The organism is Microbacterium sp. 4-7 (genome assembly GCF_014332665.1).
Classification (GTDB): Bacteria; Actinomycetota; Actinomycetes; order Actinomycetales; family Microbacteriaceae; genus Microbacterium.
Genome location: NZ_MCRH01000004.1, coordinates 292,660 through 312,825, shown reverse-complemented (window position 1 = coordinate 312,825; position 20,166 = coordinate 292,660). Strand labels below are relative to the sequence as shown.

At 68.4% G+C, this 20,166-nt stretch carries 18 protein-coding genes and 1 tRNA gene; 9 read left to right on the top strand and 10 right to left on the bottom strand.

Features of this window, described 5'->3' with window-relative positions:
- Position 1 precedes the first annotated feature (1 nt).
- Positions 2-2,005: a DUF262 domain-containing protein gene (locus tag BEP68_RS08625; RefSeq protein ID WP_187249729.1), complete on the bottom strand. Its 2,004-nt coding sequence runs from the start codon at positions 2,003-2,005 to the stop codon at positions 2-4.
- A gap of 176 nt (positions 2,006-2,181) precedes the next feature.
- Between BEP68_RS08625 and BEP68_RS08620 the strand changes: the two genes are divergently transcribed.
- Positions 2,182-2,955: a hypothetical protein gene (locus BEP68_RS08620; RefSeq protein WP_053096395.1), complete on the top strand. Its 774-nt coding sequence runs from the start codon at positions 2,182-2,184 to the stop codon at positions 2,953-2,955.
- A 188-nt stretch (positions 2,956-3,143) separates the two neighbouring features.
- Positions 3,144-3,647: a DUF3145 domain-containing protein gene (locus BEP68_RS08615; RefSeq protein ID WP_053096393.1), complete on the top strand. Its 504-nt coding sequence runs from the start codon at positions 3,144-3,146 to the stop codon at positions 3,645-3,647.
- A gap of 139 nt (positions 3,648-3,786) precedes the next feature.
- On the opposite strand, the gene BEP68_RS08610 is transcribed toward BEP68_RS08615, so the two are convergent.
- Positions 3,787-5,190 carry a PLP-dependent aminotransferase family protein gene (locus tag BEP68_RS08610; RefSeq protein ID WP_187249728.1) on the bottom strand — a complete coding sequence of 468 codons (1,404 nt, stop codon included), beginning with the start codon at positions 5,188-5,190 and terminating at the stop codon, positions 3,787-3,789.
- A 95-nt stretch (positions 5,191-5,285) separates the two neighbouring features.
- Here BEP68_RS08610 and BEP68_RS08605 point away from each other — a divergent pair, with 95 nt between their 5' ends.
- Positions 5,286-5,942, top strand: a complete 657-nt coding sequence (locus BEP68_RS08605) for a YczE/YyaS/YitT family protein (protein ID WP_072591365.1) — start codon at positions 5,286-5,288, stop codon at positions 5,940-5,942.
- A 65-nt stretch (positions 5,943-6,007) separates the two neighbouring features.
- Here BEP68_RS08605 and BEP68_RS08600 read toward each other — a convergent pair whose 3' ends face one another.
- The 6 genes from BEP68_RS08600 to aceE all read right to left on the bottom strand — a co-directional run bounded on the left by BEP68_RS08600 (position 6,008) and on the right by aceE (position 13,641).
- Entirely contained in the window at positions 6,008-7,246 is a 1,239-nt protein-coding gene (locus BEP68_RS08600) for a beta-ketoacyl-[acyl-carrier-protein] synthase family protein (protein ID WP_056278865.1), read from the bottom strand.
- Positions 7,247-7,336: 90 nt separating this feature from the next.
- Entirely contained in the window at positions 7,337-7,585 is a 249-nt protein-coding gene (locus BEP68_RS08595; RefSeq protein WP_017202249.1) for an acyl carrier protein, read from the bottom strand.
- A gap of 68 nt (positions 7,586-7,653) precedes the next feature.
- Positions 7,654-8,655 carry a beta-ketoacyl-ACP synthase III gene (locus BEP68_RS08590; protein ID WP_053096388.1) on the bottom strand — a complete coding sequence of 334 codons (1,002 nt, stop codon included), beginning with the start codon at positions 8,653-8,655 and terminating at the stop codon, positions 7,654-7,656.
- Positions 8,652-9,572 carry an ACP S-malonyltransferase gene (locus BEP68_RS08585; protein WP_187249727.1) on the bottom strand — a complete coding sequence of 307 codons (921 nt, stop codon included), beginning with the start codon at positions 9,570-9,572 and terminating at the stop codon, positions 8,652-8,654. The genes BEP68_RS08590 and BEP68_RS08585 overlap by 4 nt, the downstream gene beginning before the upstream one ends.
- Positions 9,573-9,677: 105 nt before the next feature.
- The gene (locus BEP68_RS08580) at positions 9,678-10,883 is read right to left on the bottom strand and encodes a PucR family transcriptional regulator (protein WP_056278864.1); all 1,206 of its coding nucleotides are present in this window, start codon (positions 10,881-10,883) and stop codon (positions 9,678-9,680) included.
- A 31-nt stretch (positions 10,884-10,914) separates the two neighbouring features.
- Complete coding sequence (aceE, locus tag BEP68_RS08575; protein WP_187249726.1) at positions 10,915-13,641, bottom strand: pyruvate dehydrogenase (acetyl-transferring), homodimeric type; 2,727 nt, start codon at positions 13,639-13,641, stop codon at positions 10,915-10,917.
- 153 nt (positions 13,642-13,794) lie between these two features.
- On the opposite strand from aceE, the gene BEP68_RS08570 reads away from it, so the two are divergent.
- Together BEP68_RS08570 and BEP68_RS08565 are read left to right on the top strand one after the other, a co-directional pair.
- A tRNA-Val gene (locus tag BEP68_RS08570) sits at positions 13,795-13,867 on the top strand.
- 192 nt (positions 13,868-14,059) lie between these two features.
- Positions 14,060-14,494 (top strand): hypothetical protein, encoded by a 435-nt coding sequence (locus tag BEP68_RS08565; RefSeq protein ID WP_187249725.1) that lies wholly within the window; start codon positions 14,060-14,062, stop codon positions 14,492-14,494.
- A gap of 55 nt (positions 14,495-14,549) precedes the next feature.
- On the opposite strand, the gene BEP68_RS08560 is transcribed toward BEP68_RS08565, so the two are convergent.
- Entirely contained in the window at positions 14,550-15,386 is an 837-nt protein-coding gene (locus BEP68_RS08560; RefSeq protein ID WP_072591362.1) for an alpha/beta fold hydrolase, read from the bottom strand.
- A gap of 195 nt (positions 15,387-15,581) precedes the next feature.
- Here BEP68_RS08560 and BEP68_RS08555 point away from each other — a divergent pair, with 195 nt between their 5' ends.
- The 4 genes from BEP68_RS08555 (at position 15,582) to BEP68_RS08540 (ending at position 19,055) form a co-directional block, all read left to right on the top strand.
- Positions 15,582-15,770: a hypothetical protein gene (locus tag BEP68_RS08555; protein ID WP_187249724.1), complete on the top strand. Its 189-nt coding sequence runs from the start codon at positions 15,582-15,584 to the stop codon at positions 15,768-15,770.
- Positions 15,740-16,537, top strand: coding sequence for an MFS transporter (locus BEP68_RS08550; RefSeq protein WP_187249723.1), 798 nt, complete (start codon positions 15,740-15,742; stop codon positions 16,535-16,537). Before BEP68_RS08555 ends, BEP68_RS08550 begins: the two co-directional genes overlap by 31 nt.
- On the top strand, positions 16,534-16,701 hold the full coding sequence (locus tag BEP68_RS08545) for a hypothetical protein (RefSeq protein ID WP_187249722.1): 168 nt from the start codon (positions 16,534-16,536) through the stop codon (positions 16,699-16,701). The genes BEP68_RS08550 and BEP68_RS08545 overlap by 4 nt, the downstream gene beginning before the upstream one ends.
- A gap of 62 nt (positions 16,702-16,763) precedes the next feature.
- Positions 16,764-19,055 (top strand): helix-turn-helix domain-containing protein, encoded by a 2,292-nt coding sequence (locus BEP68_RS08540; protein ID WP_187249721.1) that lies wholly within the window; start codon positions 16,764-16,766, stop codon positions 19,053-19,055.
- Between the two features lie 21 nt (positions 19,056-19,076).
- Here BEP68_RS08540 and BEP68_RS08535 read toward each other — a convergent pair whose 3' ends face one another.
- A complete protein-coding gene (locus tag BEP68_RS08535) occupies positions 19,077-20,147 on the bottom strand; it encodes a PucR family transcriptional regulator (RefSeq protein WP_187249720.1) in 1,071 nt (356 codons plus the stop codon).
- Between the last annotated feature and the right edge of the window lie 19 nt (positions 20,148-20,166).

The following is a 20,166-nucleotide window of genomic DNA, read 5'->3' as shown; positions in this document are numbered from 1 at the left end:
GTCACATCACATTCCCGATGTAGGAGTACTTGACGAAGACCTCCGAGGCGATGTCGGCCTCGTGGAGCACGCCCTGCACTGCGTTCATCATGTAGTTCGAATCCCACCCCATGTAGAGGTGGTGCGTCTCGTCCAGCTGGTCCCACTGACCCTTCCAGGCCATGGTGTCGTAGATCGGACCGCCGTGAGCGGCGCAGTACGACACGGCGGCCGCGCGGGTGTCGGTCCAGGCGCGGCGGAAGACGCGGTTGAAGAGGTGCTTGACGTCGAAGACCTCCCAGCGCTCTCCGCGGTATTCGACGTACTCGAACTCGCGTTCCCACCCGGCGGGCCACCCACGGCGGCGGACGGCATCGAGGATGGGAGCGAGGCCGTCGTCATCGATCTCCGGCAGTGCGGGGCGGGCCCAGATCCGCAGCAGGTCGGCGGTCAGGCGGATCGTGCGCTGCGAGATGGCCGCGGTGCCCCAGGTGTCGGTGGCCGCGAGCGCCTTCGTCTCGGCGATCGTGCTGCGGGCGTACGCGGAGTCGCGCTTGACGGAATAGGACTCTCCGAAGACCCGCTCCGAAAGACGCTGCTCGAGAAGCGTGAGGTTGCCGAGCGTGGGTGCGAGAGCACGATGCGCGTTGCGTTCGTCGTCCGAGTACTCGATCCACTGGCGCACGCCGTCGCCGGACCAGCTGTCGCTGGGCACCGTGGGCACGATGTGCTCGACATCGAAGTCGATCGGGTCGTCGACCCCCTCGATGCGGCCCAGCACGTATGCCGGGTGCGCGAGCTCGCTGTACTTCACCACCGCACTCACCCGTTCGTCAGACGGGGTGATGCGGGCGAAGGCGCGAGCCAGGGCGTCGCGCCCATGCGCACGTGCGCGGCAGAGACGGGCGACCAGGCGCTCGTTCGGAAGATTGACGAGCGTCCGCCGCAGGTACATCGCCTGGATCCACTCGAGAGTCTCGACGAGCTCATCCCGCTCGATCAGACCTCGGGCGTGCTCGCTGTAGACGCTGAGGACGAGAGGATAGGACGCCCGGCCGAAGGTGTTGACGTAGCGCAATTGCCGGGCGATCTCCGGGTCCTGCTCGCGCGAAGGATCGAGCAGGATGCCGTAGATCTCGGCGTAGTGGCGCCAGACCTCGGCATCCGCCTGCAGATGGTCCAGGTCGACGCGAGGGAACGACTGCCGGAACGCGCTGTAGACGCCGTGCTCGCCGTTGGCGGCGACCTCCCGTCCCGTCGTCATCACCAGATAGTGCCGCCAGAAGGCTCCGATCGCCTCTCCGGTGTGCCGTTCGATCGGAAGCCAGAACCGCTCCTCGACCTCGAGCTGCTCCGTGTGGGTCAGGCCCATGAGCATGTAGTTGTGGATGAGCTCGTGGTCGCGCAGCGGCTCGCCCGTCGAGTTCAGGCTCGCGAAGATCTGCTGGGCGTTCGCGTCGGCACCGAGCGTGATCGACACGTGCTCGAGCTTCTGCAGGCCCGCCCAGATGAGCGGGGCTTCATCGGCGTGCACCTGGCTGCGGAAGAACGCGTAGTTGTCATCGAACCGCGACTCGCGGTCGGCGTGGCCGTCGCGTTCGAGCACCACGGATTCGTAGAGCTCGGCCCACGCGTCGTGCGGGCGCAGCTTCGTGCGGGTGGGGTCGTCGGGGCGCACGAGCACGCGGTCGAGATCGGCGGCGAGCCGGGGGTCGGAGTCCTGGACCGCATGCCGAAGGGCCGCGACCAGCAGCATCAGCGTGGTGATGCGCTGCTGCCCGTCGATCAGGACGAGGTCGGTGTCGGCATCGCTGTCGTCGGCCGCCGACAGGATCGATCCGATGAAGTGGCGGTGGGATGAGTCCTCGCGGGCGACCGCACGGACGTCCGAGAGAAGCTGCTCGCACCCGCCGATGTCCCACCGGTACTGGCGCTGGTACACCGGCACGACGATGGTCGTGGAGTCCTCTGCGAGCCACTCGATCGTGTTGACAGCTGTCGCCTCGACGTTGGTCGCAGTGCTCATGCTGGTGTCTCGTCCTCCCGTAACGCCCGGCGCCGAGGAGTCGCCAGGCGCCCGATTCAGTCTATTCGCTTATTCACGGCGGCCCTCGGCGGCGCTCCAGAGGTGCCCTGTTAGGCTTGCCTTATCAGGGCCTGTTAAAACGTGCTGGCCCCCGATGAAGGGACATGACCTAGATCATGGGATACATCAAATCGAAGGCGCTCGAAGACAAGGGCTTCGTCGTGCTCGACAGCTACGACCAGGAGCTCGACCCCAAGGAGTGGCTCGACATCGAGTACAACGACTGGAAGTCGTCGGGCGACACCCGCTTCGCGCCGCTCGCCAGCGCCAAGGGCGAGATCGAGTGCAACGGCTTCTGGAACCACAAGCCGCCGCGTACCGACAAGGACGGCGTCTGGATCGACTCGCAGACGGCGAAGGCTCCGAACCTCACTCGTCGCGCACAGGAGCCCGGCGCCAACGTCGGTCGCTGCCGCGTCATCGAGCTGCAGCCGACCCCGTACGGCGAGTGCCTGTACAACCTCCACCAGGACGACAACAACCGCCTGAACCCCGACGGCACCGGATGGGTCGTACGCGGATTCTTCAACCTCAGCGACGATAAGGACAGCTTCTTCGTCCTGCGCGAGAACCGCACGGACCCGAGCATCGAGTACCGCATCGCCCTGCCCGCCGGTGCACAGCTCATCGTCGACACGCAGCGTCTGTGGCACGCCGCGACGCACGTGGGCACCGAGCCCCGCTACTGCCTCATCACGTCGTGGACGTCCGGCCCTGAGCTCGACGCCTACATCGAGAAGTACCACGGCACCCAGGACGTGCCGAACGTCGAGGTCCCGCAGGAGGTCCTCGAGGCCGGCTACGCCGAGCAGGCTCGCCGTGACGCCGCCCGTGCCGCGTACTACGCCGCCAAGGGGCAGCAGGTCAAGCAGGCCATGAGCGAGGCCTGAGCCTCATCCGAATCAGGACCGGCGACGGTCCGAAGGCCCCGGTCCTCGTGACCGGGGCCTTCTTCGTGGAATCACATGCTTGTGATTTCGCCTGGTCTGGGCGAGAATAGCCCCATAACCGCATATTCACGCCAGTTCTCGGTGTTTCAGGTCGTTGGGGAAGACGCACCTGATGAAACGGAGAGATCATGGCGACGGCTTACGCACGCGGAGTGGTGTTCATCCACTCTGCACCTCGCGCGCTCTGCCCGCACCTGGAATGGGCGGTAGGACGCGCCATCGGTCGTGCGGTGAACTTCGACTGGAGCGACCAGCCCGTGCTCGACGGCGCACGCCGTGCCGAGTTCTACTGGGATGGTCCGGTCGGCACGGGCGCTGCTCTCGCGACCGCGATCCGCGGCTGGGAGCATCTCCGCTTCGAGGTGACCGAGGATCCGACTCCTCGCAGTGACGGCGGGCGCTGGCTGCACACTCCCGACCTCGGGATCCACTACGCCCAGACGGATGCGGCCGGCAACATCGTCATCGGCGAGGACCGCATCCGCTACGCGATGGAGATCGCGGCCGGGAGCGCGACCGAGCTGCAGCGTGAACTCGACATCGCACTCGGCTCGGCCTGGGACGAGGAGCTGGAGCCGTTCCGCCACGCGAGCGATGACGCGCGTGTCGTGTGGCTGCACAAGGTCGGCTAGGCAGCCGCCCACAGACCTGGAAGGGGAAGGCGCGAGTATCGGATGCCGGTGAGCGATCCCGGACGCTGAGAAGGCGAATTCCCTTTCCATACATGACGAGGACCCCGCCCCTGGACAACAGGGACGGGGTCCTCGTCCGTCAGATGACGGCTGACCGGGCCATGTCGGTGCGGGCGGTGGTTCCGCCGGACATCACGTCGTCCCACGCGAGCCGCAGGCGCTGCATCGCCTCGGCGGTGCGCTCCGGGGGCAGCGTGATCGGGATCCGCAGGCGCCGCTCGAGCACGCCACCCGTGGAGAAGCGAGGTCCGGGCGGGAGGATCAGCCCGTGATCGCGTGCGGCCAGCGACAACTCCGTCGAGACGGGAGCGCCGAGATCGAGCCAGGCGGACAGCCCGCCGTTCGTCTGAGGCATCGAGAGGCTCTCGATCGATTCGAGTCCCGCCGCCACGGCATCCCGACCCGCGTGCAGGCGTGACGCGACGTGCGCGGTGAGAGCGGGCATCTCGCGCAGCAGCTCGACGGCGATGCACTGCTCGAGCAGCGCCGTGCCGAGCTCGAACGAGGGGCGGACGGCGAGCAGGCGGGTGATCATCGCGCGGTCGGCACGGATCCAGCCGATGCGCATGCCGCCCCAGGCGATCTTCGACATCGAGCCGACGGTGATGACGCGCGGGCCGAACGCCGCGAGAGGACGTGGAGTCCAGCCTCGATCGATGTCGAGCTCCGCGGTCGTCTCGTCGACGACGAGATGGGTCCCGACGCTCTGCGCCGTCGCCGCTATGCGGGACCGGGCCGCGTCGGGCAGCGTCGCGCCGGTGGGATTGTGGAAGTCGGGGATCAGATACGCCAGGTGGGGGCGACTGCGAAGAAGCGTGTCGGCGATGTGGCGCTCATCCCACCCGGTGACATCCACCGGAGTCGGCACCAGTCGGTAGCCATGGCGGTGGAGCGCCTCGAGAGCGTGCGGGAAGGTCGGCTGCTCGACGAGTGCACGCTCCCCGCGTCGGCCGATCGTCGCGAGCACCAGGTTGAACGCGTGGAGAGCGCCGGACGTGATCATGATCTCGTCGGCATCCGTCGGGAGCCCCCGCTGCGTGAAGCGCTCGGCGACTGCGTCACGCAGCTCGGGGAGGCCCTGCAGCGAGTATCCGCTCGTGCCGCGCAGCGCCGCCAGACGGGGGAGCGATCGTACCGTCGCGTCGTACAGCCCGGGCGTCGAATCCATCGAGGCGATCGACAGATCGATAGCCGAGGCGTCAGCCACAGGACCGACACGTGCTGCGGTGTGCGGAAGTGTGACACGGGTGCTGCCTCCGTGCCGACGCGAGACGTAGCCGTCGACCTCGAGGAGCCCGTACACGCGGGTCGTGGTGGAGCGGGACCGTCGCAGCTCGAGGGCGAGCGCTCGCTCGGACGGCAGACGCTCGCCCACCGTCAGTCGACCGTCGAGGATCAGCGCACGGATCTGTTCGGCCAGGGCCTTGGCTGTACCGCCGGCGACGTTCTGTGCGCCGAGCTGCTGGACGAGTCGTGAGGTCATCTGTCCAGCATGCCGCAAAGTGGCCTGAGGAAAGCAGGCCACTTCTCGTCGAGTGGACGTCTGGCGCGCATCCCCGGCGGGTGCACGATGGAGGGATGCAGCTCCGTTCCGTCTTCCTCCCCATCGCAGCCACCAGTCGTCGTGACGTCGTCGAGCGCATCGTCCAGTTGCTCGTCGGGCTGTTCCTCTACGGTGTGGCACTCGGTCTGATGGTGCGCGGAGGCATCGGTGTCGCGCCCTGGGATGTCCTCGCTCTCGGCATCGCCGGAAACGCAGGCATCGGCTACGGGGTGGTGACGGTGCTCGTCTCCGTGCTGGTGCTGCTCCTGTGGATCCCCCTGCGGCAGCGCGTCGGTCTCGGCACGCTGCTCAATGCACTGCTCGTCGGACCGAGTGCAGATCTCGCACTCTTCCTCCTCCCCGTGCCCCCGTCGGTGTGGGTGGGTGCTCCAATGTTCGTGGCGGGGCTGCTGCTCCTCGCGTTCGCCACCGGGCTCTACATCGCCGCGGACTTCGGTCCCGGCCCGCGCGACGGCCTCATGACGGGTCTCGTCGGGCGAACGGGCTGGCCGGTCTGGCTCGTCCGCACTCTGATCGAGGGCAGCGTGCTGCTGATCGGGTTCCTGCTCGGCGGGCCTGTGGGCGTGGGAACCGTGCTCTTCGCGTTCGGAGTGGGGCCGCTGATCGGGTGGTTCCTGCCCTGGACGACGCGGGTGCGGGCGGCTCGCTCACGACAGCTCGCCCGCGCGTAGTCTTACCGCTGTCGACGAGAACGGCCCCCGGGATCACCCGGGGGCCGTTCTCTCTTCCACCTCAGTCAGTCGGCGCTTGCGAACACAGCGACGGCGTTGTGCCCGCCGAAGCCGAACGAGTTGCTGATCGCGTAGAGCTGACCGTCGCCGAGGGGCTGCGGTTCACCTGAGAGCTTGAACGGCACAGCCGGGTCGGGCTCGGTCATGTTGATGGTCGGCGGAGCGACGCGGTCCCGCAGGGCGAGCAGCGAGAAGATCGCCTCGAGGGCTCCGGTGCCGCCGAGCAGGTGCCCCGTCGACGCCTTCGTGGCCGACACGGGGATCTCATCGATCCGGTCGCCGAAGACCTTCTTGAGTGCGACGTACTCGTTGGGGTCGCCGACCGGGGTCGACGTCGCGTGGGCGTTGATGTGGGCCACCTGGTCGGCGCTGATGCCGGCCTCGTCGAGAGCCTGGGTGACGGCGCGGGCCGCACCGGTGCCCTCGGGGTCATTGCCCGTGATGTGGTAGGCGTCGGCCGTGACGCCACCGCCGAGCACGTAGCCGTAGATCTTGGCGCCGCGCGCCCGGGCGTGCTCCTCGGTCTCGAGGATCAGCGCCGCAGCGCCCTCTCCCATCACGAAGCCGTCACGGTCGATCGCGCCGGGGCGCGAGGCGGTCGCCGGGTCGTCATTGCGCCGCGACAGGGCCTGAGCCGAGGCGAAGGACGCCATCGTGATCGGGTGGATGGCGGATTCGGTGCCACCCGCGATCACGACGTCGGCGAGACCGTCCTGCAGGTGGTGGAAGGCGTGGATGATCGACTCGGTGCTCGATGCGCAGGCACTCACGACGGTCTGCGCGTAGGCGCGAGCCTGGAACTGCAGCGACAGGTTGCCGGCAGCGGCGTTCGGCATCAGCATCGGAACGGTCAGGGGCATCACCCGGCGCGGTCCCTTCTCGCGCAGGGTGTCCCACGCGTCGAGGAGGGTCCAGAGGCCGCCGATGCCGGTGGCGAAGTCGACACCGAGGCGCTCGGGTGCGACCTCGGGCGAGCCGGCATCCGCCCAGGCCTCGCGCGCCGCGATGAGCGCGAACTGCGACGACGGGTCGAGACGCTTCGCCTCGTGGCGGGGAAGGACCTCTTCGGGGCGGACGATCGCCTCAGCGGCGAAGGTCACGGGGAGTTCGTACTGCTGCACCCAGTCGTGCTCGAGAGTGCGGGTGCCGGACTGGCCTGCGAGCAGGTTCGTCCAGTTCTCGGGAGCTGTCCCGCCGATGGCGGACGTGGCGCCGATGCCGGTGACGACGATGCGCTTGGTCATGTGTGGTTCCTTGTCAGGCGGGTCGAGCAGAGGGCGGGCAAGGCGGAGGATGCCACGCCCCGCAGATGCGGGGGTGGCATCCTGCGTGGATTACTCCTGGCCTGCGACGATGAAGTTGACGGCGTCGCCGACGGTCTTGAGGTTCTTGACCTCGTCGTCGGGGATGGTGACGCCGAACTTCTCCTCGGCGTTGACGACGATCGTCATCATCGAGATCGAGTCGATGTCGAGGTCGTCGGTGAACGACTTCTCGAGGGCGACCTCGGAGGCGTTGATGCCGGTCTCGTCGGTGATCAGCTCTGCGAGGCCAGCGAGGACCTCATCGTTGGTGAAAGCCATGTGGTCTTCCTCTTTCTTACGGGTTGTATTCGGAACCGTGGAACAGTCTAGGGAAAGTCGGCACGTTGTCAGGGAAGGACGACGACCTGAGCGGCGAACACGAGACCCGCGCCGAAGCCGATCTGCAGTGCGAGGCCGCCCGAGAGCTCGGGATGCTCGGCCATCAGACGGTGACTCGCGAGCGGGATGGAGGCCGCCGACGTGTTGCCGGTGGTCTCGATGTCGCGGGCGATCACGGTGCTCTCCGGAAGCTTGAGCTGCTTCGCGAACTCGTCGATGATGCGCATGTTCGCCTGGTGCGGGATGAACGCGGCGATGTCCGTCGGCTCGACGCCGGCCCGGTCGAGCGCCTCGCGCGCGACCTTCGCCATCTCCCAGACCGCCCAGCGGAAAACCGTCTGGCCCTCCTGACGAAGGGTGGGCCACGGCACCTCGCCGTCGCGGAACTCGGTGAGCGTCGCATTCATGCCGACAGCGTCGGCCTTCGACCCGTCCGATCCCCACACTGCGGGCGCGATGCCCGGCGTGTCGCTCGGGCCGATGAGCGCGGCTCCGGCACCGTCGCCCAGCAGGAACGAGATGCTGCGGTCGGTCGGATCGACGACGTCGGACAGCTTCTCGGTTCCGATCACGAGGGCGTAGCGGGCGGCGCCGGACCTGATCAGCGCATCCGCCTGGGTGATCGCATAGGCATAGCCGGCACAGGCGGCGTTCACGTCGTAGGCCGCGGCGGGGTTCGCACCGACGCGGTCGGCGACGATCGCGGACACCGACGGCGACTGCTTGGGGTTGCTGATGGTGGCGACGATCACGAGGTCGACCTGGTCAGCGGGGATGCCCGACTTCTCGATGGCCTCAGCGCCGGCGATCGCGGCGAGATCGATCGCGTCCGTGTCCTTGTCCGCGCGAACACGTGTGACGATGCCGGTGCGCTGGCGGATCCACTCGTCGCTCGAGTCGATCGGTCCGATGAGGTCCTCGTTCGGCACGGCGTTCTCGCCCCGGGCAGCACCGAAGGAGTAGATGCGGGTGTAGGCGGGACCGGTGATCTGGTTCAGGGTGGGGCTCATGCGGCTTCTCCGTTCAGCAGCGCGACGGCCGCATCGAGATCATCGGGGGTCTTCACGGCGACGGTCGGCACGCCGCGCAGGCCGCGCTTGGCGAGACCGGTCAGTGCGCCCGCCGGGGCGAGCTCGATCAGCCCGGTGATGCCCTGGTCGGCGAACGAGGCCATGCACAGGTCCCAGCGCACCGGCGAGGAGACCTGGTCGACGAGATAGGTCAACGCCTGCGAACCGTCACGGACGACCGAGCCGTCGCGGTTGGTCCACAGTGTGATGTCGGGATCTGCGGGAGTCACGGTCGACACGGCGTCACGCAGCGCGGCGACGGCCGACCCCATGAACGAGGTGTGGAACGCGCCCGCCACCTGCAGAGGGATGACGCGGGTGCCCTTGACGGGCTCGGTGGCGAGAGCATCGAGCCCGGCGAGCTCACCGGCCACGACGAGCTGGCCGCCGCCGTTGTAGTTGGCGGGGGAGAGACCGAGCTCGCTCAGACGGGTGAGGATGGCCTCCTCGTCTCCGCCGAGCACGGCGCTCATGCCGGTCGGAGTCTGGGCGGCGGCATCGGCCATCGCGCGGCCGCGGATGCCGACGAGGCGCATGCCGGTCTCGGCATCGATCACTCCGCTGCCGACGAGTGCGGCGATCTCGCCGACGGAGTGTCCGGCGACGCCGTCTGCTCGGCGTCCCGCGCGAGCGGTGAGTGCGGCGGCGGCGATGAGCGACGCGGCGACGATCAGAGGCTGGGCGATGCGCGTGTCGCGGATCGTGTCAGCCTCCGACACCGTTCCGTGCTGCCGGAGGTCGACCTCGGAGGCCTCGGAGTACGAGGCGAGAGTCTCCGTCACGCCGTCCAGCTCGAGCCAGGGGGAGAGGAAACCGGGGGTCTGCGAGCCCTGTCCAGGGCATACGACGACAATCACCACCCCAGTCTGCCAACGATCTGACAGAAGTGGTGGATGATCCATCACAAGATTCCGAAGAACCCTTGTGTGTGGCGTACAGCTGAAGGGCGTCTCGTGCGGCGATCAGCGTGAGGGACGCCGCAGCGGAGGGCGACGTCGCACCTGCTCGGCGGCGCCGATCGAACCGAGGATGAGCGCCGTCTGCAGGATCAGAGCCTCGCGTGGGCCCGTGGCGTCCCAACCGATGACCTCGCTGACGCGCTTCAGGCGATAGCGCACGGTGTTCGGGTGCACGAACAGCTCGCGGGCGGTCGCCTCGAGGGAGCGACCGTTGTCGAGGTAGCTCCACAGCGTCGTCACGAGGTCGGTCGAATGGGCCTGCAGCGGTCGGTAGATGCGTTCGATCAGCGTCTGCTTGGCGAGCGGATCACCGGCGAGGGCGCGCTCGGGAAGCAGGTCGTCGGCGTCGACGGGCCGCGGAGCGCTCCGCCACGCCCGCGCCACGGCGAACCCGGCGAGGGCGGCTCGGGCGCTCTGGCTCGCGTCGACGAGCGCGGCGACCGCGGGGCCGAGCACGACGTAACCCGGACCGAAGGAGGGCTCGAGGCGCGTCGCGATCTCTTCGAAGCCGAGTTCCTCCTCTTCGCCCTCCGCGAGCTCCTGGCCGGCGACGCGTGCCCGCCCGATGACGAGAACGAGGCGCGAGCCCTGCACGCCGATCAGCACATCGACCGCGAGCTTGCGTGCCGTGCGACGCACCAGATCGACATCGAACTGCGGGGGAGTCGTGCCCACCAGCACCGCGACCTCGCCGTGTCCGTGCCAGCCCAGCGCGGCGATGCGACTCGGCAGCTCTTCGTCGGCTTCGCCGGTCAGGATCGAGTCGACGACGAGCGCCTCGAGCCTGGCATCCCAGAGGCCGCGGGCCTCAGCAGCGCGGGCGTAGACGTCGGCCGCGGCGAAGGCCACGTCGCGAGAGTAGAGGAGGATCGCCTCGCGGAGATCTGCACCCCGACCCGCGACCCTCTCTTCCGTCACCTCGACGGTGACGCGGATCAACTGGAGGGTCTGCTGCAGGCTGACGCTGCGGAGCAACTCGCGCGGTGCCGCCGCGAAGATGTCGGCGGCGATCCACGGCGTCGACGTCGGGTCCTCGTACCACTGGATGAACGAGGTGATGCCCGCCTGGGCCACCAGCCCGACCGCAGAGCGGCGGGCTGGTGGCATGTCGGCGTACCACGGGAGGGTGTCCTCGAGGCGCTTGATCGTCACCGAGGCGATGTCACCGGAGATCCGGCGCAGCCAGGTGAGCGTGGCGGACTTGTCCATGCCGCGCGAAGAGGAACCCGTCACCGATGACTCAGCTTTCGCCGCCCGCGTTGCCGCTGGTGCCGGCGTTCACGTCGAGCAGGCTGTACTTCTGGATGGCCTGCGCGGCGAGAGAGCGGTCGACGACCCCGTCTTCGGCGAGCGACTGCAGCGTGCGGACGACGATCGACGGACCGTCGATCTTGAAGAAGCGACGAGCGGCCGCACGCGTGTCGGAGAAGCCGAATCCATCGGCACCGAGCGTCGCGAAACGCTGCGGGACCCAGGGACGGATCTGGTCCTGCACGGCGTGCATGTAGTCGCTCACGGCGACGACGGGACCCTCGGCACCCTGCAGCTTCTGCGTGAGGTACGCGGTGCGGGGCTCTTCTTCGGGGTGCAGGAAGTTGTGCTCGTCGGCGGCGAGGCCGTCGCGGCGCAGCTCGGTCCACGAGGTGACCGACCAGACATCGGCGATCACGCCCCAGTCGTTCTTCAGCAGCTCCTGTGCTTCGAGAGCCCAGGGGAGTCCGACGCCCGAGGCGAAGAGCTGGGCACGCGGGCCCTCGCCCTCGCCGACGGAGATGCGGTGGATGCCGCGCACGATGCCGTCGACGTCCACGTTCTCCGGCTCGGCCGGCATCACCATCGGCTCGTTGTAGAGCGTGATGTAGTACATGACGTTCGGGTCTTCGTGGTTGCCGCCGTACATGCGCTCGAGACCGGAGCGCATGATGTGCGCGATCTCATAGCCGTAGGCCGGGTCGTACGACACCGTCGCCGGGTTGGTGGCGGCGAGCAGGTGCGAGTGGCCGTCGGCGTGCTGCAGGCCTTCACCCGTGAGGGTGGTGCGGCCGGCCGTCGCCCCCATGATGAAGCCGCGCGCCATCTGATCACCGGCGGCCCACTGGGCGTCACCGGTGCGCTGGAAGCCGAACATCGAGTAGAAGAGGTAGATCGGGATCAGCGGCTCGCCGTGCGTGGCGTACGACGTGCCGGCCGCGGTGAACGCCGCGAGGGCGCCCGCCTCGTTGATGCCGACGTGCACGATCTGTCCCTGAGGGCTCTCCTTGTAGGCGAGGAGGAGCTCGCGGTCGACCGAGGTGTAGTGCTGGCCGTTCGGGTTGTAGATCTTCGCCGAGGGGAAGTACGCGTCCATGCCGAACGTACGGGCCTCGTCCGGGATGATCGGGACGATGCGGTGCCCGAAGTCCTTCGAGCGCAGCAGGTCCTTCAGCAGACGGACGAACGCCATGGTCGTGGCGATCTCCTGCGTGCCGGAGCCCTTCTTCGGAAGCGCATAGGCCGTGTCGTCGGGAAGCGAGAGTCCCACGTGAGTGGAACGGCGCTCGGGCAGGTAGCCGCCGAGAGCCTGGCGACGCTCGAGCATGTACTGGATCGTCTCGTCCTGCGGGCCCGGGTTGTAGTACGGGGGCAGGTAGGGGTTCTCCTCGAGCAGCGCATCCGTGATCGGGATGTGCATCGCGTCGCGGAACGTCTTCAGGTTGTCCAGCGTCATCTTCTTCATCTGGTGGGTCGCGTTGCGGCCCTCGAAGTGCGGACCGAGGCCGTAGCCCTTGACGGTCTTCGCGAGGATGACGGTGGGCTTGCCCTTGTGCTCGGTCGCAGCCTTGAACGCGGCGTAGACCTTGCGGTAGTCGTGGCCACCGCGCTTCAGGTTCCAGATGTCGTCGTCGGAGTAGTCCTTGACGAGGGCCGCGGCACGCTCGTCGCGGCCGAAGAAGTGCTCGCGGACGTACGCGCCGGACTCGGCCTTGTAGGTCTGGTAGTCGCCGTCGGGGGTGACGTTCATCAGGTTGAGCAGCGCACCCTCGGTGTCGCGGGCGAGCAGGTCGTCCCATTCGCGACCCCAGACGACCTTGATGACGTTCCAGCCCGCGCCGCGGAAGAACGACTCGAGCTCCTGGACGATCTTCCCGTTGCCGCGCACCGGACCGTCGAGACGCTGGAGGTTGCAGTTGACGATGAACGTCAGGTTGTCGAGCCCCTCGTTGGCTGCGACCTGCAGCTGTCCGCGGCTCTCGACCTCGTCCATCTCACCGTCGCCGAGGAAGGCCCAGACGTGGGACTGCGACGTGTCCTTGATGCCGCGGTTCTCGAGGTACTTGTTCGACATCGCCTGGTAGATGGCGTTGATCGGACCGAGTCCCATGGAGACGGTGGGGAACTGCCAGTACTCCGGCATCAGACGCGGGTGCGGGTACGACGGGATGCCGTGCGGTGCGTGCGACTTCTCCTGGCGGAAGCCGTCGAGCTGGTCTTCGCTCAGGCGGCCCTCGAGGTACGAGCGCGCGTAGGTGCCGGGGGAGGCGTGGCCCTGGATGAAGATCTGGTCGGCGCCACCGGGGTGGTCTGCGCCCTTGAAGAAGTGGTTGAAGCCGACCTCGTACAGAGCGGCCGACGATGCGTACGTCGAGATGTGGCCGCCGACGCCGATGCCGGGGCGCTGCGCGCGGTGCACGGTGATCGCGGCGTTCCAGCGGATCCACGCACGGTAGCGGCGCTCGATCTCCTCGTCACCCGGGAACTCGGGCTCGTTCTCCGGCGCGATCGTGTTGATGTAGTCGGTGGTCGGGACCATCGGCACGCCCAGGTGCAGCTCCTTCGAGCGCTTGAGCAGGCTGAGCATGATCTCGCGGCCACGACCGTGGCCCTTCGCGTCGACGAGCTCGTCGAGAGACTGCTGCCACTCGCCCGTCTCTTCCGGATCGCTGTCGAGGGGGCCCTGGGAATACGGATCCTGGTCGTGCACAGTCACGGGGAGCCTTTCGTCAAGCTGGCAGGTCATGCCAATGAAACGGGAAGCGACGCGGGCAGCCTTGTCGGCTGTGCACAACGCGTGCCGCCCTCAGCCTATCCCTCTTCCACGACATCAGCGCGCATCGGGTCATCTGTAGACTGGGACGCACCAGGGCCTTTAGCTCAGCTGGTAGAGCGCCACGTTTACACCGTGGATGTCGTCGGTTCGATCCCGGCAGGGCCCACCGCATCGATCATCTGCTGAAGGCGGACGCTCCTCCACCCCGTGTCTCCGACGGGGCGCAGAACTCTACTCCGCAGGGTCGAGAATGGCCAGGGTCGGCTGATTTCTTCCTGCGGCGTCGCGCCGCTCGTAGAGTTCTCCGTGGACTCTGAGCGGCTTGCGGACGTCGAGGCGATGCCGGGAAGGAGGCCACGTGGACATCTGTCGAGAGTGTCGGTTCGTCGTGGTCAATCCGGTGGGCCGACTCACCGTCTCGCGTGTGGGACTGCTCTCCGACGCCCGGTTCCCCGGCCGGAGCATCCTGAGCCTCCGCGATCACTACGACGACATCGCCGACGCGCCGGCGGAGATCGCCGAGCTCTTCCTGGTCGACATCCAGTTCGCCTCTCGCATCATCCGCCGAGCGACCGGAGCCGATCGGGTCGATGTCGTGCTCTCCGGAGCTGCAGGGCCGCATGTGCATGCGCACCTGGTCCCGCGCCGCCGAGACCGCGACCCTCGTCCTGACCACGGCCCCGACGAGGACCCGAGGGCGTGCCGGCCGCTCGAGCCGCTTCCTGAAGCGATGGCCGTCGGACTGCTCGCCGCGGCCTTCGACGTGGCCGGGGCCGGTCTCGCCGGGACATAGCGATGGCGCACCCGGACTCTCGGTCCGGATGCGCCATCGTGTGCCGCGTGGGCGGCTACTGCTGGATGAAGGCGAGGATGTCGGGGTTGATCACATCGGCGTGCGTCGTCAGCATGCCGTGGGGGAACCCGGGGTAGATCTTCAGGGTCGAGTCGCTCAGGAGCTCCGCCTGCTTCAGAGCGGCATCCTTGTACGGCACGACCTGGTCGTCGTCGCCCTGGATCACGAGGACCGGAACGGTGATCGCCGTGAGGTCTTCGGTCTGGTCCGTCTCGGAGAAGGCCTTGATCCCCTCGTAGTGAGCGAGGGCGCTGCCCGTCATGCCCTGTCGCCACCAGTTGTCGACCACGGGCTGCGACAGCGTGACACCATCACGGTTGAAGCCGTAGAAGGGCCCGGAGGCGACAGCCTGGAAGAACTCGGCGCGATTCGCGGCGAGTGCCTCGCGGAAGCCGTCGAAGACCGAGATCGGGGTGCCCTCGGGGTTGCTGTCGGTCTGCACCATCAGCGGCGGCACCGACGAGACGAGCACCGCCTTGGCGACGCGGCCCTGCGGCTGTCCGTACTGCGCGACGTAGCGCGCGACCTGGCCGCCGCCCGTCGAGTGCCCGATGTGGATGGCGTTGCGGAGGTCGAGGTGCTCGACGACGGCCGAGGCATCGCTGGCGTAGTGGTCCATGTCATGGCCGGTGCCGATCTGCGACGACCTTCCGTGGCCCCGGCGGTCGCTCGCGATGACGCGGTAGCCCTTGTCGAGGAAGAACAGCATCTGCGCATCCCAGTCGTCGGACGAGAGCGGCCAGCCGTGGTGGAACATGATGGGCTGCGCGTCGGGGCTGCCCCAGTCCTTGTAGTAGATCTCTGCGCCATCATCCGTGGTCACGAACGCCATGATCAGCCTCCAGGTTTCCGCCGTCCCGAGAGAGATCAGGACGACTGTCGAACGCCCCACGTCAGCTTCGTGGGAGCGCGACCACGCTAACCCGTCCGTCCTCACGGCGCGCTCGACATCTGTCCAGAATCCGTCCCCGCCGTTTTCGACATCTGTCCGGTGCGGCGTCGAGGCCGCATCGATAGCGTCTCGACCATGTCGAACTTCCGGATCTCGCACGGGGCGGGATTCTGGGTGGTCGCCTCCGCCTTCCTGCTCGTGATGGCGTACGCGACCGTGCCGACCCCTCTGTACCCGCTGTACCAGGAGGTCGACGGGTTCCCGGTCTCGGTGATCACCTCGCATGGCACGAGGTGCCGGGACTGCTCGCCGCGAGGCTGGTGAACGGCGCGAGCGTCGGCATCCTCACCGCCACCGCCACCGCGCATCTGGGTGAGCTGCGGGCCCGGGCGCGCCCCAGTGAGAACGCGATCATGGCCGCATCCGTGGCGGGTGCCGCCAATCTCGGCGGACTGGCGCTCGGACCGCTGATCGGCGGTCTGTTCGCCGAGTTCCTGCCCGCGCCGCTGGTGCTGCCGCACGCGGTCTTCCTCGTCGTGCTCATCGCGGCCGCGATCGCGGTGTCCGGTGTCCCGGAGACGGTGACGCCACCCGGCGAGCCGAGACGGTACAGGCCCCAACGCATAGCCGCACCGCCGCGATCGAGGGCGGCATTCATCGCCGCGGGCTTCGGAGCATTCGCCGGATTCGCCCTGTTCGGCCTGTTCACCTCTCTCGCGCCCACCATCCTCATCAGCACGTTCGGCGAGCATGACCACCTTCTCGCCGGGATCACCGCGTGCTCGGTGTTCGCTGCCGCGGCAACCGGCCAGGTGGCTCTCGCTCGGGTGCCGCTGCGCATCCAGCTGACGGTCGCGGCCGTCTGCTGCGCATGCGGGCTCGTCGCCGTCGCCGCAGGAACGCTGGTGCCGTCGCTCGCGGTGTTCCTCATCGGAGGCGTCGTCGCAGGCGTCGGCGTCGGGCTGCTGTTCAAGTCGTCGGTCGCGACGGCCGCGGGCCTCGCCGAGCCGGGACGACGGGGGAGACGCTCGCGCTGGTCTTCCTCATCGCCTACTGCGGCCTCGCGCTTCCGGTGCTCGCGATCGGAGTGATCCTCACGTTCGCATCGCAGACCACGGTGCTCCTCGTCTTCATCTCGATCGTGTCGGTCGCGACCGTCTCGGCGGCGGTCGTCATGCGTCGCGCGCTCGTCGGTCAGGAGCCCGGCGCGAGGGCCGGACGTGCAGTGTCCGGTCGCGACGAAACCGCCCCGTAACCGGCGCGCCATCATCCCGCCGACGAGACCTGCCAAGCTGAGATCAGCGAAAGGCGGACGTCGTGACACACCCCTCACCCTTCGGGCTGATGCTGCGCTCGTTGCGCGTGGGCCAGAACCTGACTCTCGAAGCGCTCGCGTCTCGATCCGGGGTGAGCGTGCGCACGATCGGCGACCTCGAACGCGGAGCGAGCGCCTCGCCGCAACGGCGCACCGTCGATGCGCTCGCCGACGGACTCGGACTCGATGTGGCCGATCAGCATGCGTTCCTCCGCGCTGCGCGTGCCCGGCCCCGTGCCGCCGTCGCGACAGAGCCCGCGGGGGCCATCGCCCCGCACCGGGTGTTCGACTTCTCGGGCCGGCAGGCCGAGATCGATGAAGCACTTCGCATCCTGCACGGCCCTCCGCCCGCAGATCGGCAGCGACCGGCGCTGGTCATCAGCGGCGCGCCGGGAATCGGCAAGACGACCGGCGCCGTCGAGATCCTTTCGCGTGGAGGAGAGGCCGACCGCCGTCCGCTGGTCTTCGTGGGGCTGGATGGCTTCAGCTCGTCTCCGCTGACACCGCTCCAGGTGGTCACCGCCATGCTGCGGCAGCTCCCCGGAGCGGAGCAGAAGCCGCCTGCTGATCTGGCGACGGCGCGGACCCAATGGCAGGCAGCGGTCGCGGAGGCTCCCGTCCAGGTGCTGCTCGACAACGTCGCGAACGAGGCGCAGATCCGTCCGATCCTGTCGATCTGCGCGGGAGATGTCGTGGTCGTGACGTCGCGCCGCAGTCTCGCAGGCCTCGAAGGGGTGCGGCGCCTGCGGCTCGGGCCCCTGCAGCGGGACGAGAGCATCGCGTTCCTCGGTCGTCTCATCCCGCATGACGATGCCTCCGACCTGGATGCGCTGAGTGAGATCGCGGCCCTGTGCGATGACGTGCCCCTCGCGCTTCGAGTGGTCGGCAACCGCATCGCCAGTCGCCCCTCATGGACGGCCGCCGATCTCCTGAGCCGCCTGCGCACGTCGGAGGACAGGCTGCGCATGCTCGTCGCCGGTGACCTGGCCGTGGAAGCGGCCATCTCTCTCTCCTACGAGGAGCTCGACCCGCGCACTGCCGCGCTGTTCCGGTGGATCTCGCTCATCGACGGTCGCACCTTCGGGGCCCATCTCGCCGCGGCTGCCGTGCGATCGTCAGATGTGGCCGAGGTGGAGCGACGGCTGGACGACCTCACGGACCTGGGAATGCTCGAGGCGCGTGGTGGCGACCGCTACCGTCTGCACGACCTGATGCGTCTCTTCGGGCTGGGCAAGCTGCGCGATGCTGTCGGATCCGACGAGATCGCGCGGCGGCACGCCCATATCCGCGCGTGGCTGCTGGGGAGTCTGGAGCGCGCCGGCGCCTGGTACGAACCGGGAAGGGATGCGAGCGCAGTCTCACGCAACGGCCGCAGCTTCATCGATGCCGAGGCCGCCGCGGTGTGGATCCGCGAGGAGGTCGAGCACTGGTGGCCGGCGTATGCGGAGGCAGCGGAGCTCGGCGAGGACGCGATGGTCTGCGACGTCGCGGATGCGCTGCACTGGTACTCCGACATCTGGATCACGTGGGGACACTGGCATCGATTCTTCTCTCTCGCGGCTGCGGCGGCGAAGAGGCTGGGCGACCCGAGAGCAGAAGCCGCGCAGCTGGGGTACGTCGCGTGGGCGGAGATCGTCGAGGTCGGTGACCGGGCGCACGCGGTGCTCACCGGGCATGCCGCGCTGGAGGCGGCCACCCGCGCGGGTGATGCCGCGCAGCAGGGCTGGGCGCACTACTACATCGGGTGGGCGAGCTGGACGCTGGATCGTCTCGTCGAGGCCGACGAGGCGGCCGCGGCCGCCATGGTCGCCTTTCGCGCGGCTCAGGAGACGACAGGGGCGGAGAACGCGCAGGTGCTCTCGTCGATGGTCAAGGCCCGACGCGGCAAGTACCTCGAGTCGATCCCCGAGACGGAGGCGACGCTCGCGCGCGTCCGATCCGCCGAGACCACGGACAGTCTGACCAGCATCGTCACGCAGTTCGCGGCGTGCCTCGACCTCGTCGACGCCTACGTCGCCGTCGGACGACACGAGGACGCGGTCCGAGTCGGCGCGCTGGGCATCGAGATCGCACGATCGCTCAAGGACGACACCCGTGTGCTGCTGATGATGCGCCGGCACATCCGTGCGCTGATCCACGCGGGCGACGGCGACGCTGCGATCGCCGAGGCGGATGAGGCTCTGGCCATGCTGGGGCCGGGGAGCAGCGAGGCGTTCATCTTCGACAGAGTGCGCCGGGAGGTGTCGCTCATCGGCACGTCTCGCGCACCCGGTTCAGAGGGCGATGCAGCGTGATCGTCCGGCGGGGTCCCGCGGTCACAGGCGGCCGGTCGACTCCCAGAGCCTGATGAGCTTCAACGCAAGATGGAGAGTGCTGCGCGCGACGCCGTCGTCGAGCGCCTCTCTGACCACCTCGGACAGACGCTCGAGCCGGTAGTAGAGCGTAGTCCGATGGACGAACAGGATGCGGCATGCCGCGACGACGTTCGCACCCACGTCGAGATACGTCTCGACGGTCAACCGCTGGCTATCGTCTCGTTGGGAGTAGAGCGCATGCGCGGCGGGCGAGATGATCCGGAGTGCTGCCGGATCGGCTGACGCCGAGGCGAGCAGCCGCCATCCGCCGAGAGCGCTCGAGTCGACCGAGGGGTGGAACTGCGGGAGGGCGGCCGCGAGAGAGGCGGCGATGACGGCCTCATCGGCGGCGCTGCGCAGGTCCGACGCGCCCTGCGCAGGGGACGCGGTGCCGATTCCGAGAATGCGGATGCCGCGTCTCGCCGCCTCGTCGAGGAGGAGGTCGGTGAGGCCGTTGTCGGACGGCTGTCCCACGAGCAGGACGACACCGCGCTCCAGCCCGATGAAATGAGCCGGCACGGGCCGGAGGTGCGTCAGGTGGCGTCCGAAGGCGATGCGGTCGACATCGCTCACCGTCGCATCGATGAGGACGGCTCGAGCGACCGTGCCGGGGCCCGGCCGGAGCCACCGCTGCTGGACGGCGTGCGCGAAGGCGCCGCGACGCACGGACTCGTCGGCGTGCAGCAGATCGACCAGGATCGACTCTCGATCGACACGCGACGAGCCAGGGGCCCTGCGCAGGGCGATACGGGTGAGGGCGACGGCCGCATCGATCGCCTCGAACTCGCTCGCCGTGAGCTGCGGGCCATCTCCGAGGTCGATCTCGATGACGGCGACCGGGACACCGTCGTCATGCACCGGAACGGAGAGGAGCGAGGCGGATGCCTGAGGTGATGCGGACAGCCCGCCGTCGGACGCCGCCGGACCGAACTCGTGCACGACCACTCGGCGGTGCAGGGATGCTGCGAGTTGGAGGGCGATCTCCGACAGCGCCGTCGAGGCTGCGGGGGTCGTCGTATCGCTGATCGTCATGGGTCGCTCCTGTGCGGGG

What these genes read in the sequence shown, in the direction of transcription:
- BEP68_RS08625 (WP_187249729.1), bottom strand. Translation starts at nt 2,005, where the DNA reads ATGAGCACTGCGACCAACGTCGAGGCGACAGCTGTCAACACGATCGAG.
- BEP68_RS08620 (WP_053096395.1), top strand. Translation starts at nt 2,182, where the DNA reads ATGGGATACATCAAATCGAAGGCGCTCGAAGACAAGGGCTTCGTCGTG.
- BEP68_RS08615 (WP_053096393.1), top strand. Translation starts at nt 3,144, where the DNA reads ATGGCGACGGCTTACGCACGCGGAGTGGTGTTCATCCACTCTGCACCT.
- BEP68_RS08610 (WP_187249728.1), bottom strand. Translation starts at nt 5,190, where the DNA reads ATGACCTCACGACTCGTCCAGCAGCTCGGCGCACAGAACGTCGCCGGC.
- BEP68_RS08605 (WP_072591365.1), top strand. Translation starts at nt 5,286, where the DNA reads ATGCAGCTCCGTTCCGTCTTCCTCCCCATCGCAGCCACCAGTCGTCGT.
- BEP68_RS08600 (WP_056278865.1), bottom strand. Translation starts at nt 7,246, where the DNA reads ATGACCAAGCGCATCGTCGTCACCGGCATCGGCGCCACGTCCGCCATC.
- BEP68_RS08595 (WP_017202249.1), bottom strand. Translation starts at nt 7,585, where the DNA reads ATGGCTTTCACCAACGATGAGGTCCTCGCTGGCCTCGCAGAGCTGATC.
- BEP68_RS08590 (WP_053096388.1), bottom strand. Translation starts at nt 8,655, where the DNA reads ATGAGCCCCACCCTGAACCAGATCACCGGTCCCGCCTACACCCGCATC.
- BEP68_RS08580 (WP_056278864.1), bottom strand. Translation starts at nt 10,883, where the DNA reads ATGGACAAGTCCGCCACGCTCACCTGGCTGCGCCGGATCTCCGGTGAC.
- BEP68_RS08560 (WP_072591362.1), bottom strand. Translation starts at nt 15,386, where the DNA reads ATGGCGTTCGTGACCACGGATGATGGCGCAGAGATCTACTACAAGGAC.
- BEP68_RS08555 (WP_187249724.1), top strand. Translation starts at nt 15,582, where the DNA reads ATGTCGAACTTCCGGATCTCGCACGGGGCGGGATTCTGGGTGGTCGCC.
- BEP68_RS08535 (WP_187249720.1), bottom strand. Translation starts at nt 20,147, where the DNA reads ATGACGATCAGCGATACGACGACCCCCGCAGCCTCGACGGCGCTGTCG.